The sequence below is a fragment of the Halomonas aestuarii genome (genome assembly GCF_001886615.1).
GTDB lineage: Bacteria > Pseudomonadota > Gammaproteobacteria > Pseudomonadales > Halomonadaceae > Halomonas > Halomonas aestuarii.
In genome coordinates, this window is sequence record NZ_CP018139.1 from 2,976,520 (window position 1) to 2,988,905 (window position 12,386).

The window sequence follows — 12,386 nt, forward strand, 5'->3', positions numbered from 1 at the left end:
GTCAGGTCCCAAGCTCCAGGGTCAGCAGGCGATAGGTGACGGGCAGCCCCTCGGGGTCGCGCAGCGCCTCGAAGCGGCGCCGGGCCCTGGCCAGGTCGGTGCGGGTCAGCCGGGCGCCGGGGCGGGCGACCTGGGCGCCCACCCCCTTGATCGAGGCCATCACCGCGGCCAGGTCTGGGTAGTGGAAGCGCACCGGGCGCTCCCGGCAGTCGACCCGGCGAAATCCCGCAGCGCGCGCCGACCGGCGGTGGTCGCCGGCGTCGCGGAAGGCCAGCAGGGCGGCGGGCCTGCCCGGGTAGGACCAGGCGAAGTTCACCTCGGCCAGGGTGCCGGGGCCCAGGGTGTTGATCAGGGCGCGACCGCCGGGGCGCAGGACGCGTCGCAGCTCGCAGAGCACGGCGTCGAGGTCCGGACACCACTGGATGGCCAGGTTGGAGACCACCAGGTCCTGGCTGGCCTCAAGCAGCGGCAGGGCGGCGGCATCGCCGCACAGCCAGCCGATCCGCTCGCCGTGCGACTGGCGGGCCACCCCGAGCATGCCCGGGGCCAGGTCGAGACCGGTGACCCGGCAGGCCGTGCCGTAGCGGTCGGCCAGCTGGGCGGCCATCTCTCCCGGGCCGCAACCCAGGTCCAGCACCGCCCCGGCCCGACCCGGGAGGCGGGCCAGCAGCGTCCGGGCCATGGCCCGCTGGGCGGTGGCCCGCTCGGCGTAGCAAGGAGCGGCGCGGGAGAAGGCGCGGGCCACGCGGGCCTGCCAGCCGTCGTCGTCGGCCAGGGCGTGTGTGCGGGTGGCGGTGTCGTCCGCTGGGACGGCGAGTGGCGAGGCCATCATGGCGATCCCTCCCCGGCGATCTCGACCAGGCAGGCCGCCAGGGCCTCGGGCTGGCTGACCATCGGGCAGTGGCCCGCGTCCGCGAGGCGGATGTCGGCCTCGTCGCGTGCCGACGTGGCCAGCAGGGGGTCGTGCTCCCCGGCGACGCGCCAGATCGGGCAGGGCGGGGCGGCCAGATGGTGGCGGTGGTCGAGGTGCGCCAGCTGGTGGAGTCCCGCGGCCAGGGTGGCCCGCGGGGCGCAGGGCCCCCGGCCGATCAGGCCGAGGAGCCGGTGATGGGCCGCCCGGGGGGAGGGCTCGCCACGCAGCTGCCAGCGCAGGAAGTGGCTTCGGGTGGCCTCGGGATCGCGACGGAAGGCGGTCTGGAAGGTCGCCAGCGCCTCCTCCGTGACGCCGTCGGGGTGGCAGAAGCGTGCCCCCATGCCGAGCAGCACCAGGCCGCGAGGGGTGGGCAGGTGGCCGAGCAGGGCCGTGGCGAGCAGCCCGCCCAGGGACCAGCCCACCCAGATGGCCTCTGGCGGCAGGTCGGCGGCCATGGCGTCGGCCAGGTCGGCGAGGCGCTCCGGGTCCGCCAGGGCGGGTCGCCCCCCGTGGCCGGGCCAGTCGGGGGTCGAGACCTCGAGTCGGGCGGGCCAGTAACCGGCCAGCGGCTCCCATAGGCGGGCATCGCAGCCCCAGCCGGAGAGCAGGACCACAGGGCTCATGGCGCCGCCTCCCGTCGCTGGCAGTCGGCCAGGCCCTCGAGCAGCGCCTCGAGGTCCTCGTCGTCATGGGCCGAGCTCAGGGTGATCCGCAGTCGCGCCTCGCCGCGGGGCACCGTGGGCTCGCGAATGGCGCCGACCGCGAGACCGCGCGCCCGCAGGCGGGCGGCCCAGTGCATCACGCGCTCGCTGCTCCCCAGCACCAGCGGCTGGATGGGCGTGGTGGAGGCCATGAGCGGCAGCCCCAGCAGGGCGGCCTCGCGGCGAAACCGCGCGATCCGGTCCGCCAGGCGTGTGCGTCGCTCGGGCTCGGCCTCGACCAGTGCCAGCGCCTCGAGGGTGGCGGCGGCGACCCCGGGCGGCTGGGCGGTGGTATAGACATAGGGGCGGGCGAACTGGATCAGGTGATCGACCAGCGCCTGGCTGCCGGCCACGAAGGCGCCGGCGGAGCCCAGCGCCTTGCCGAGGGTGCCCACCAGCACCGGAACCCGCTCGGGGCCATGGGCCCGGCCCACGCTGCCGTCTCCCCGCTCGCCCAGCACGCCGAGGCCATGGGCATCGTCGATCATCAGCCAGGCCTGGTGACGGGCGCAGGTGTCGGCGAGCCCCTCGATGTCCGCCACGTCACCGTCCATGCTGAACACGCCGTCGCTGACCACCAGCCGGCGCCCACCGGCCGGCGCGCGCTCGAGCAGCCGCTCGAGGTCGCCCAGGTCGCCATGGTGGAAACGCCGTGATCGGGCCCCCGAGAGACGCGCGCCATCCAGCAGCGAGGCGTGGTTGAGCCGGTCCTGAAAGAGGCGGGTCTCGCCGTCACAGAGGGCCTGCAGGGTGCCGAGGTTGGCCATGTAGCCGGTGGAGAAGAGCAGTGCCGCGGGGCGGCCCGTGAGCGCGGCGAGGCGCTGTTCCAGGGCCTCATGGACCTCGAGATGGCCACAGACCAGGTGCGAGGCCCTGGCGCCCGCGCCATATCGCCGGGCACCCTCGACCTGGGCCTCGATGAGTCGCGTATCCCGCGCCAGCCCCAGGTAGTCGTTGCCGGCGAAGTCCCGCCACGGGGCGTCGGCGCCAAGGGTGCGGCGCGTTCGCCAGCGGCCCGCGTCACGCTGCGTCGCGGCCCGCTCGGAGAGGTGCGTGGTCCAGGCCTCCGCCATGACGGGTCAGGCCCTGGTGGCGTCGTAGGCGAGCCGACTGGCCTCGGCCTCCAGCGCCGCCGCGCCCTGGCGCACGGCTCTTGCTTCAAGATCGGCCTGCTGACGGGCCTCGTCGGCGCAGGTCTCCCTTCTCTCGGTATGAAGCCCCAACCGGGTGAACAGCGTCCGGTCCTTTTCCACCTGGGGATTGCCGGTGGTCAGCAGGGTGTCGCCATAGAAGATCGAGTTGGCGCCGGCCAGGAAGGCCAGCGCCTGGGTGGCGTCATCCATCTGCTCCCTGCCGGCGGAGAGCCGCACGTGACTCTCCGGCATCAGGATGCGGGCCACGGCGATGGCCCGGATGAAGATGATGGGGTCCAGGTCCTCCACGTCCTCGAGCGGGGTGCCGGGCACCTTGACCAGCATGTTGATCGGCACCGATTCCGGGTGCGGCTCGAGCCTGACCAGCTGCTGGAGCAGGGCGGCGCGGTCGCGGGGGGCCTCGCCCATGCCGAGGATGCCCCCCGAGCAGACCTTCATGCCCGCCTGGCGGACGTTGCCCAGGGTCTCCAGCCGATCGGCATAGGTGCGCGTGGTGATGATCTCGCCGTAGTAGTCCGGCGAGGTGTCGAGGTTATGGTTGTAGTAGTCCAGGCCTGCCCCGGCCAGGCGACTCGCCTGGTCGGGGTCGACCATGCCCAGCGTCATGCAGGTCTCGAGTCCCAGCGCCTTGACCCGCCGGACCATCTCCAGCACCACCTCGAGGTCGCGCTCCCGGGGGCTCTTCCAGGCGGCGCCCATGCAGAAGCGGCTGGCGCCGGCCTCCCGGGCGGCGCGCGCCTGTTCCACCACCTGCTCGACCTCCAGCAGCTTCTCCTTGCCGAGCCCGGTGTTGTAGTGGCCCGACTGGGGACAGTACTTGCAGTCCTCCGGGCAGGCGCCGGTCTTGATGGAGAGCAGGGTGGAGACCTGCACGGCATTGGCATCGAAGTGAGCCCGATGGACCTGCTGGGCGCGAAACAGCAGGTCGTTGAAGGGCAGCGCGAAGAGCGCCTCGATCTCCGCCAGCGACCAGTCGTGGCGGACCTCGCCCGGCGTGGCTAGGGTCAGGGAGTCGGGGCGGGATTCGTCGGACGCGGGGATCATGGAGGGCTCGCTTATGGTCAACTTGTCTTTGGTATCCAGGTTGACGGATAGCCTACGGCCTGCGCGCCTCATGTCAACCTCGGCGAGAAAGGAAGTTGACGGGTGGCTGGGGCGGGCCCTGCCCGGTCGCTGCGCCTTCTGCCTGGCGCCCCTGCTCGACGGGTTCCCGTGGTGCGAGGCCTGCTTCGCGGGGTTGCCCTGGAACGTGCCGGCCTGTCCCGGCTGCGGGGAACCCCAGCCGGGGGCCGAGGCGGGCCGGCGCTGCGGCCGCTGCCTGCGTCGCCCCCCGGCGTTCGACCGGGCGAGGGTGCCGCTGCGCTACGCCGAGGAGGTGGCTGGCCTGGTGCAGCGATTCAAGTTCGATGCCTCGCCGCGGGCCGGAAAGCTGCTGCTCGACCTGCTGTCCACGGGGCTGCCGGCGGACGTCACGGCCTGGCCCGAGGCGCTGGTGCCGGTGCCGCTGCATCCGCGGCGCGCGCGGGAGCGGGGCTTCGACCAGGCCCTCTGGCTCGCCAGGCGCCTGGGGCGCCGGCTCGATCGTCCGCTGGTGCGGGCAACGCGCGCCCGGGACACGCCCAGCCAGCGCGGCCTGGATCGCGGCGAGCGCCGCGCCAACCTGCGCGCGGCTTTTTGCGTCCCGGGCGGGCTCCCCGGGCGCGTGGCGCTGGTGGACGACGTGATGACCACGGGCGCGACCCTGGGGGCGCTGGCCGTGGCCTGCCGCCGTGCCGGCGCCCGCGAGGTGGAAGCCTGGGCGGTGGCGCGCACGCCCCTCCACGACCGCTGACCCGGGCTCTGGTAAGGTGTTCCTTTTGATCCTGCGGGAGCCATCCATGGAGACCAGACCCCATCCCTTCGCCGACCTCTCGCCCGCCCGGGTGGTGGCGGCGGTGGAGTCGCTGGGCTTCTGGCTGCCCGGCGAGCCCTTCACCCTGAACAGCTACGAGAACCGGGTCTTCCTGGTGCACGACGAAGAGCGTCGCCGCTGGGTGGTGAAGTTCTATCGCCCCGAGCGCTGGACGGATGCCCAGATCCGTGAGGAGCACGACTTCCTGGCCGAGCTCGCCGAGGCCGAGGTGGCCGTGGCCGCGCCCTGGCGAGACGCCGCTGGCGAGAGCCTGCACCGGGCCGAGGGATTCCGCTTCACGCTCTTCCCCCACCTGCCCGGACAGGCGCCGGAGCTGGAGAACCCGACCCACCTGTTCGCCCTCGGCGAGTTGATCGGCGCGGTCCATGCCGTGGGCGAGCGGGGACGCTTCGTGCATCGTCGGGCCCTGGACCTGGACGGCATGGTGCTGGAGGCTCGCGACAAGGTGCTGGCCAGTCGCTGGCTGGATCGTCGCCAGCGCCAGGCCTACGAGCGCATCACCGCAACGCTGCACCGCCAGCTCGCCCCCCATGCCTGGTCCGCGGACCAGGCGATCCGCGTGCAGGGCGACTGTCATATCGGCAACATGCTCGGCCGGGACGAGCACTTCGCCCTGGTCGATTTCGATGACTGCCTGATGGCCCCGGCCATCCAGGACCTGTGGATGCTGTTCACCGCCCAGGAGCAGGGGGAGCGCCAGATGCAGCTCTCCGAGGTGACCGAGGGCTACGAGCAGCACCGCGACTTTGATCGCCGGGAGCTCGCCCTGGTGGAGCCGCTGCGGACCCTGCGCCTGCTGCGCCACAGCGCCTGGCTGGTGGATCGCTGGCAGGACCCGGCCTTTCCGCAGGCCTTTCCCTGGCTGGCCGATGCCGGCTACTGGGACGGCCACCTGCGCATGCTGGAGCAGCAGCGCCAGGTGCTGGAGGCAAGGCCTCGCTGGCTGGCCTGACCGGGGGGAGCTGGGGCGGGCTGAAACGCTGGACGCACCCCGAGGGGTGCGTCCAGGCGACGGGTAATGGGTCGCGGGCGGTCAGTCGCCGACGGGGTCCGGCGTCTCGGCGGGCGTCGGGGCGGCGGCGCCCTCTCCCTGGCGGCGCTGTGCGTTGATCTCGGCGGCCGGGTTGTCCTGCTGCTCGATCGCCAGGTCGCTGGCCAGGCGCAGCTGGAAGGTCTGCTGCGGGGTCAGGCGGCACTCGCCGTCCTGGCAGGCGGGGATGCCGAAGTCGCCGTCGGCACCATAGGCGGCGGCGGAGATCTCGCCGCTGTAGATCTCGCTCTCGCTGCCGTCGGTCTCGATGCAGGTCAAGGCCTTGGTGGTCAGGCGGATGCGGTCACCGTCGAGGCGGGCGTTGCCGACCACCACGCAGTATTCCGGCAGGGTATGGGAGGCATCGCCACCGGCCACCGGGTGGATCACCAGGTCGTCCTGTTCCGGCGCCTGAGCGGTCAGGGTCAGCACATCGATGACCTGGGCATCGACGGTCGCGTCGCTGGGCAGTTCAAGGGTGTCGCTCATGGCCAGGGTCGGCACCGCCAGGGCGGCGGCCATCAGCAGAGAGGCAGAGGTCTTGATCATGTCGGGCTCTCGAGGGTGTTTGGGCACAGCATGAAGCATGCCCCACTCTATCACAGGGCAGCCGACCCGGCAGCCACCAGGGGGAGGGGAGGCGCGACACGATGTCACTGCCCGGGCGGGACGCGACCTGCGTCGATTGGCGCCATGCGCTAGACTATGTTCTCTCGCGATTCTTATATTGTACAAGAAATAAAAATTGTATATCTTCTGTACATGATGTGATGGCCGGGCCATCCACCATCGACACGACGGACACCGACTCTGCCACGGGGCCTGACCATGACCGAAGAACTCGCCAATCATTACCGCGCGATCATCCACGACCTGGGCGAGGACCCGGATCGGGAGGGCCTGCGCGACACCCCCAAGCGGGCCGCCAAGGCGATGCAGTTTCTCAACCGCGGCTACACCCAGTCGCTGGAAGAGATCATCAACGGGGCGGTGTTCGAGTCCGAGACCGACGAGATGGTGCTGGTCAAGGACATCGAGCTTTATTCAATGTGCGAGCACCATCTGCTGCCGTTCATCGGCAAGTGCCACATCGCCTACCTGCCTAGCGGCAAGGTACTTGGGCTCTCCAAGTTCGCCCGCATCGTCGACATGTACGCCCGTCGCATGCAGATCCAGGAGAACCTGACCCGGCAGATCGCCGAGGCGGTCCAGCAGGTCACCGAGGCCCGGGGGGTGGCGGTGGTGATCGAGGCGCGCCACCTGTGCATGATGATGCGCGGGGTGGAGAAGCAGAACTCCAGCATGACCTCCTCGGTGATGCTCGGGGCCTTCCGCGAGAAGCCGAGCACCCGCCAGGAGTTCCTCACCCTCGTCAGTGGCCGCTGATCCCACGCAAGGAGCCCCGACATGCCGATCCATGCCCTGGACGACCAGCACTTCGACCACGACCTGGCCACCATCCGCATCAAGAACCTTCGCCTCAGGACCCACATCGGCATCAAGGACGACGAGATCCGCAATCGACAGGATGTGGTCATCAATGCGGTGATCCGCTACCGCGCCGACAAGGCCGTGGAGTTCAACCATATCGAGCAGGCGCTGAACTACCGGACCATCACCAAGGAGGTGATCGCCCTGGTCGAGGACCATCGCTTCCTGCTGCTCGAGCGCATGACCCGCGAGGTGCTGGACCTGATCATGGGGCACGAGCAGGTGCTCACGGCCCAGGTGGAGATCGACAAACCCCATGCGCTGCGCTTCTCCGACTCGGTCTCCATCACCCTCTCCGATTCCCGGGAAACCCGCCGTCCGCAGTGAATTGACCCGTATCATCGATTGAACGGCCCCGGTGCTTGGTGCACCGGGGCCTTTGCGCTTAGCATGGGGGCAAACCGACACGAGGCCGCGTCCGCGGCAGGAGATGATCATGCAAGCCCTCAAGGAAACGCAGCTCTATTGCCCCTTTGCCTACATCGACGGCAGCTGGGTCGCCGCCGACAGCGGGGAGCAGATCGACGTGCTCAATCCGGCCACCGGTGAGAGCATGGGCAACGTGCCGCGCCTCGGGCGAGCGGAGACCGAGCGGGCCATCGACGCCGCCGATGCCGCCCTGCCGGCCTGGAGGGCGCTCACCGCCCTGGAGCGTGCCGACATCCTGATGAAGTGGCACGACCTGATGATGGAGCACCAGGACGACCTGGCCATGATCATGACCTTCGAGCAGGGCAAGCCCCTCAAGGAGGCCGCCGGGGAGATCGCCTACGCGGCGAGCTTCCTGCGCTGGTTCGCCGAGGAGGCGCGGCGCATCTACGGCGACACCGTGCCGGCCGCCAAGGCCAACCAACGGATCGTGGTCACCAAGCAGCCCGTCGGCGTGGTGGGCGCCATCACGCCCTGGAACTTCCCCGCGGCGATGATCACCCGCAAGGCCGGCGCGGCACTCGCGGCCGGCTGCACCATCGTGGTCAAGCCGGCCAGCCAGACCCCGTTCTCCGCCACCGCCCTGGCCAAGCTGGCCGAGCGGGCCGGCGTGCCGCGCGGCGTGTTCAACGTGGTGCCTGGGCGCGCCTCCGAGATCGCCGCCGCCATGACCGAGTCGTCGCTGGTGCGCAAGATCACCTTCACCGGCTCCACCGAGGTCGGGCGACAGCTGATGGCCCAGGCCTCCCAGCACATCCAGAAGATCTCCCTGGAGCTCGGCGGCAACGCCCCCTTCATCGTCTTCGAGGATGCCGACCTGGACGCCGCGGTGGAGGGCGCCATGGCCGCCAAGTTCCGCAACGCTGGTCAGACCTGCGTCTGCACCAACCGCTTCCTGGTGCAGTCCAGCGTGGTCAACGCCTTCTGCGAGAAGCTGGCGGTGGCCATGAACAGCGAGCTCAAGGTGGGCAACGGCACCGAGGACGGCATCAACATCGGCCCGCTGATCGACGACAAGGCGGTGGCCAAGGTCAGCGAGCACGTCCACGACGCCGTGGACCAGGGAGCCGAGCTGCTGCTGGGCGGCCATCCGCACCCGCTGGGCGGCAACTTCTTCTCGCCCACCCTGATCAGCTTCGCCAACTCCCGCATGAAGGTGGCCAACGAGGAGACCTTCGGCCCGCTGGCGGCCGTATTCCCCTTCGATGACGAGCAGGAAGCCGTCCGTATGGCCAACGACACCGAGTTCGGCCTGGCGTCCTACTTCTACTCCCGTGACCTGGGGCGCGTCTGGCGGGTCGCCGACGCCCTGGACTACGGCATGGTGGGCATCAACACCGGCCTGATCTCCAACGCCGCCGCGCCCTTCGGTGGGGTCAAGGCCTCGGGGCTGGGTCGCGAGGGCGGCCACCAGGGCCTCGACGAGTTCCTCGAGACCAAGTACCTCTGCATCGACCTCGGCTGATAGCGACAAGGCTCAAGGCTCAAGGAGCAAGCGGCCCACTGACGGGCCGCGGTCCTCCCACGAAAAACCCCACTCGGCCATACGGCTGAGTGGGGTTTTTATCTTTGGCGGGCGGTAGGGCTGGCAAAGAAGAGCAAAGAGCGGAGCATTGGGCTCCTTGCTCCTTGCTCCTTTTAGCTCGCCGCAGGCGTCAGTGGCGGAAGTGGCGCATGCCGGTGAACACCATGGCGATGCCGGCCTCGTTGGCCGCGTCGATTACCTCCTGGTCACGCATGGAGCCGCCGGGCTGGATCACCGCGGCGATGCCGGCGGCGGCCGCGGCGTCGATGCCGTCGCGGAACGGGAAGAAGGCATCGGAGGCCATCACCGAGCCGGGCACCGAGAGGCCCTCGTCGGCGGCCTTGATCCCGGCGATCTTGGCCGAGTAGACCCGGCTCATCTGGCCGGCGCCCACGCCGATGGTCTGGCCATCCTTGGCGTAGACGATGGCGTTGGACTTGACGTACTTGGCCACCTTCCAGGCGAAGGCCAGGTCGCGCATCTCCTGCTCGGAAGGAACCCGCTCGGTGACCACGGTGAGCTCGTCGCGTCCGACCATGCCCAGGTCGCGGTCCTGAACCAGCAGGCCGCCGGTGACGCGCTTGAAGTCGTGTGCGTGCTCGCGCTCGCCGGGCCAGTGCGCGCCGACGTCGAGCAGGCGCACGTTCTTCTTCTCGGCGACGATGCTCGCCGCCTCCTCCTCGACCCCGGGGGCAATGATCACCTCGACGAACTGGCGGTCGACGATGGCCCGCGCGGTCTCGGCGTCCAGCGGCACGTTGAAGGCGATGATGCCGCCGAAGGCGCTGGTCGGGTCGGTGGCGAAGGCCTTGTCATAGGCCTCCATCGGCGTCGCGCCCACGGCCACGCCGCAGGGGTTGGCATGCTTTACGATCACGCAGGCGGTGTCGGTGAAGGTCTTGACGCACTCGAAGGCGGCGTCGGTGTCGGCGACGTTGTTGAAGGAGAGCGCCTTGCCGTTGAGCTGGGTGGCGGTGGCCACGCTGGCCTCGCTGGCGCCCGCCTCGACGTAGAAGGCGGCGTTCTGGTGTGGGTTCTCGCCGTAGCGCATGGCCTGCTTCTTCTCGAACTGCAGGTTGTAGGTGCGCGGGAAGCCGTCCTCGCCGCCGGGAACCCGCTGGCCGAGGTAGTCGGCGATGGCGGCATCGTAGCCGGCGGTATGCTCGAAGGCCTTCACCGCCAGGTCGAAGCGGGTGGCCTGCTGCATGCCGCCTTGGGCGACCTCCTCGAGGACCCGGCCGTAGTCGCCGGCGTCCACGACGATGGTGGTGTAGGCGTGGTTCTTGGCGCAGGCGCGCACCATGGTCGGGCCACCGATGTCGATGTTCTCGATGGCGTCCTCGAGGGTGCAGTCCGGCTTGGCCACGGTCTGGGCGAAGGGGTAGAGGTTGACCACCACCATGTCGATGGGGTCGATGCCGTGCTCCGCCATGACCGCGTCGTCCTGGCCGCGGCGTCCGAGGATGCCGCCGTGGATCGTCGGGTGCAGCGTCTTGACCCGGCCATCCATGATCTCCGGGAACCCGGTGTGCTCGGAGACTTCGGTGACGGCGATGCCGTTCTCCTTGAGCAGGCGGAAGGTGCCGCCGGTGGAGAGCAGCTCGACGCCCTGGTCGGTGAGGCCGCGGGCGAAGTCGACGATGCCGGTCTTGTCGGAGACGCTGATCAGGGCGCGGCGAACCGCGGTGGAGGAGGCTTGGGCCATGGGAGTCACTCTTCTGTCGATGGTCGTGCAGACACGGGTTGCGAAGGGGCGGGGGGAACGCGAGGGGAGCCGCGCAGGCTCCCCGTCAAGACCGTTCAGATCAGGCCGTGATGCTTGAGCTTCTTGCGCAGCGTGCCGCGGTTGAGTCCTAGCATCTCGGCGGCGCGGGTCTGGTTCCCCTGGGTATGGTCGAGCACCGAGGTCAGCAGCGGGGCCTCGACCTCGGCCATCACCATGGCGTAGAGGTCGGTGACGCTGGAGCCGTCGAGGTGGTCGAAGTAGCGGGCCAGCGAGGCCTCCACGGCCTCCCGCAGGGGCCGGTCGTCCCCGGAGGCGGGGCGTGCGCCGTCGGTCAATCCGGCGAGGTCGCTGGAGGTCCGGGTGTCGAACTCGGACTGGGCGGGATTATGGTCAAAGGATTGGCTGCTGGTCATGCGGCACAGGTTCCGTCCGGTGCCACGGCCCGGGCAACGCGACGGGGTGTCGCGGCGGGGTCGTGACGAAAGAGTTCATCAATGAAGCGGCGCTGGCACGGGCTGCTCTCCAGGCCATTGAAGGTGGCCCGCAGGGCACGCCGCCCGTCATCATCGAAACGGTCATCGCCGGCCAGGTACCAGCCGAGATGCTTGCGCGCGATGCGCACGCCCATGTGTTCACCGTAGAAGTCATGCAGGGCCTCGAGGTGGTCCCGCAGTACCGCGGCACGCTCCTCATCCCTCGGCGGGGCGAGGGGCTCGCCATGGCGAAGATAGTGGTCGATCTCGCGGAAGATCCAGGGGTTGCCCTGGGCGGCACGACCGACCATCACCGCGTCCGCCCCAGTATAGTCGAGGATTCGGCGCGCCTTGCCCGGAGAATCGATGTCGCCGTTGGCGAACACCGGAATGCCCACCTCGGCCTTGATGGCGGCGATGGTGTCGTACTCGGCGCTGCCGGCATAGCGCTGCTGGCGATGGCGGCCATGCACGGCGAGGGCCTGGATGCCGGCGTCCTCGGCGATGCGGGCCACCCGCACGCCGTTGTTGCTCTCGGCACACCAGCCGGTGCGGATCTTCAGGGTCACCGGCACGTCCACGGCGGCGACGACCGCCTGGACGATCTCGGCGACCAGCGCCTCGTCGCGCAGCAGGGCGGAGCCGGCCGCCTTGTTGCAGACCTTCTTGGCCGGGCAGCCCATGTTGATGTCGATGATCTCGGCGCCCATGGCGGCGTTCAGCCGGGCCGCCTCGGCGAGCATCTCGGCGTCACCGCCGGCGATCTGCACGCTGCGCGGACCCGGTTCTCCGCGGTGGTCCATGCGCAGCCGCGACTTGCGGGTGTGCCACAGGCTGGGATCCGAGGTGACCATCTCGCCCACGACGAGTCCCGCCCCCAGGCGGCGGCAGAGCGCCCGGAAGGGGCGGTCGGTGACCCCGGCCATGGGCGCCAGCACCACCCGGTTGGGCAGTTCGTGGCGGCCGATGCGGGGCAGGGGGCGAGAATCGGTCATGGTCGGGATCGATGGCGTCAGGGGTGGCATATCATAC

At 70.1% G+C, this 12,386-nt stretch carries 13 protein-coding genes; 5 read left to right on the top strand and 8 right to left on the bottom strand.

What is annotated here, in order from left to right:
* Position 1 precedes the first annotated feature (1 nt).
* Genes BOX17_RS13870 through bioB form a run of 4 tightly spaced genes read right to left on the bottom strand, consistent with a single transcriptional unit; the run spans position 2 to position 3,812 of the window.
* Positions 2–829 (bottom strand): methyltransferase domain-containing protein, encoded by an 828-nt coding sequence (locus BOX17_RS13870; protein ID WP_071945506.1) that lies wholly within the window; start codon positions 827–829, stop codon positions 2–4.
* Positions 829–1,536 (bottom strand): alpha/beta fold hydrolase, encoded by a 708-nt coding sequence (locus BOX17_RS13875; RefSeq protein WP_071945508.1) that lies wholly within the window; start codon positions 1,534–1,536, stop codon positions 829–831. Before BOX17_RS13875 ends, BOX17_RS13870 begins: the two co-directional genes overlap by 1 nt.
* Positions 1,533–2,687 (bottom strand): 8-amino-7-oxononanoate synthase, encoded by a 1,155-nt coding sequence (gene bioF, locus BOX17_RS13880; RefSeq protein ID WP_071945510.1) that lies wholly within the window; start codon positions 2,685–2,687, stop codon positions 1,533–1,535. Before bioF ends, BOX17_RS13875 begins: the two co-directional genes overlap by 4 nt.
* A 6-nt stretch (positions 2,688–2,693) precedes the next feature.
* Entirely contained in the window at positions 2,694–3,812 is a 1,119-nt protein-coding gene (gene bioB, locus BOX17_RS13885; protein ID WP_071945512.1) for a biotin synthase BioB, read from the bottom strand.
* Positions 3,813–3,882: 70 nt separating this feature from the next.
* Between bioB and BOX17_RS13890 the strand changes: the two genes are divergently transcribed.
* Together BOX17_RS13890 and BOX17_RS13895 are read left to right on the top strand one after the other, a co-directional pair.
* Complete coding sequence (locus BOX17_RS13890; RefSeq protein ID WP_071945515.1) at positions 3,883–4,599, top strand: ComF family protein; 717 nt, start codon at positions 3,883–3,885, stop codon at positions 4,597–4,599.
* 46 nt (positions 4,600–4,645) lie between these two features.
* Complete coding sequence (locus tag BOX17_RS13895; protein ID WP_071945517.1) at positions 4,646–5,632, top strand: serine/threonine protein kinase; 987 nt, start codon at positions 4,646–4,648, stop codon at positions 5,630–5,632.
* A gap of 81 nt (positions 5,633–5,713) precedes the next feature.
* On the opposite strand, the gene BOX17_RS13900 is transcribed toward BOX17_RS13895, so the two are convergent.
* The gene (locus BOX17_RS13900) at positions 5,714–6,259 is read right to left on the bottom strand and encodes a TraB/TrbI/VirB10 family type IV secretion system protein (protein ID WP_071945519.1); all 546 of its coding nucleotides are present in this window, start codon (positions 6,257–6,259) and stop codon (positions 5,714–5,716) included.
* Between the two features lie 279 nt (positions 6,260–6,538).
* Between BOX17_RS13900 and folE the strand changes: the two genes are divergently transcribed.
* From folE to BOX17_RS13915, 3 genes are all read left to right on the top strand, one after another.
* Positions 6,539–7,096 carry a GTP cyclohydrolase I FolE gene (gene folE / locus BOX17_RS13905; protein ID WP_071945521.1) on the top strand — a complete coding sequence of 186 codons (558 nt, stop codon included), beginning with the start codon at positions 6,539–6,541 and terminating at the stop codon, positions 7,094–7,096.
* Between the two features lie 21 nt (positions 7,097–7,117).
* The gene (folX, locus tag BOX17_RS13910) at positions 7,118–7,528 is read left to right on the top strand and encodes a dihydroneopterin triphosphate 2'-epimerase (RefSeq protein WP_071945524.1); all 411 of its coding nucleotides are present in this window, start codon (positions 7,118–7,120) and stop codon (positions 7,526–7,528) included.
* A 109-nt stretch (positions 7,529–7,637) separates the two neighbouring features.
* Positions 7,638–9,095: an NAD-dependent succinate-semialdehyde dehydrogenase gene (locus BOX17_RS13915; protein ID WP_071946895.1), complete on the top strand. Its 1,458-nt coding sequence runs from the start codon at positions 7,638–7,640 to the stop codon at positions 9,093–9,095.
* Positions 9,096–9,285: 190 nt separating this feature from the next.
* Here BOX17_RS13915 and purH read toward each other — a convergent pair whose 3' ends face one another.
* From purH to dusB, 3 genes are all read right to left on the bottom strand, one after another.
* Positions 9,286–10,860: a bifunctional phosphoribosylaminoimidazolecarboxamide formyltransferase/IMP cyclohydrolase gene (gene purH, locus BOX17_RS13920; RefSeq protein WP_071945526.1), complete on the bottom strand. Its 1,575-nt coding sequence runs from the start codon at positions 10,858–10,860 to the stop codon at positions 9,286–9,288.
* Positions 10,861–10,955: 95 nt separating this feature from the next.
* A complete protein-coding gene (gene fis, locus BOX17_RS13925; protein WP_083582174.1) occupies positions 10,956–11,294 on the bottom strand; it encodes a DNA-binding transcriptional regulator Fis in 339 nt (112 codons plus the stop codon).
* Complete coding sequence (dusB, locus tag BOX17_RS13930; protein WP_083582175.1) at positions 11,291–12,349, bottom strand: tRNA dihydrouridine synthase DusB; 1,059 nt, start codon at positions 12,347–12,349, stop codon at positions 11,291–11,293. Before dusB ends, fis begins: the two co-directional genes overlap by 4 nt.
* Positions 12,350–12,386 lie beyond the last annotated feature (37 nt).

Coding starts and splice junctions, on each gene's coding strand:
- BOX17_RS13875 (WP_071945508.1), bottom strand. CDS start 1,536: ATGAGCCCTGTGGTCCTGCTCTCCGGCTGGGGCTGCGATGCCCGCCTA.
- folX (WP_071945524.1), top strand. CDS start 7,118: ATGCCGATCCATGCCCTGGACGACCAGCACTTCGACCACGACCTGGCC.
- bioB (WP_071945512.1), bottom strand. CDS start 3,812: ATGATCCCCGCGTCCGACGAATCCCGCCCCGACTCCCTGACCCTAGCC.
- fis (WP_083582174.1), bottom strand. CDS start 11,294: ATGACCAGCAGCCAATCCTTTGACCATAATCCCGCCCAGTCCGAGTTC.
- BOX17_RS13915 (WP_071946895.1), top strand. CDS start 7,638: ATGCAAGCCCTCAAGGAAACGCAGCTCTATTGCCCCTTTGCCTACATC.
- BOX17_RS13890 (WP_071945515.1), top strand. CDS start 3,883: ATGTCAACCTCGGCGAGAAAGGAAGTTGACGGGTGGCTGGGGCGGGCC.
- BOX17_RS13895 (WP_071945517.1), top strand. CDS start 4,646: ATGGAGACCAGACCCCATCCCTTCGCCGACCTCTCGCCCGCCCGGGTG.
- purH (WP_071945526.1), bottom strand. CDS start 10,860: ATGGCCCAAGCCTCCTCCACCGCGGTTCGCCGCGCCCTGATCAGCGTC.
- dusB (WP_083582175.1), bottom strand. CDS start 12,349: ATGACCGATTCTCGCCCCCTGCCCCGCATCGGCCGCCACGAACTGCCC.
- BOX17_RS13900 (WP_071945519.1), bottom strand. CDS start 6,259: ATGATCAAGACCTCTGCCTCTCTGCTGATGGCCGCCGCCCTGGCGGTG.
- bioF (WP_071945510.1), bottom strand. CDS start 2,687: ATGGCGGAGGCCTGGACCACGCACCTCTCCGAGCGGGCCGCGACGCAG.
- folE (WP_071945521.1), top strand. CDS start 6,539: ATGACCGAAGAACTCGCCAATCATTACCGCGCGATCATCCACGACCTG.
- BOX17_RS13870 (WP_071945506.1), bottom strand. CDS start 829: ATGGCCTCGCCACTCGCCGTCCCAGCGGACGACACCGCCACCCGCACA.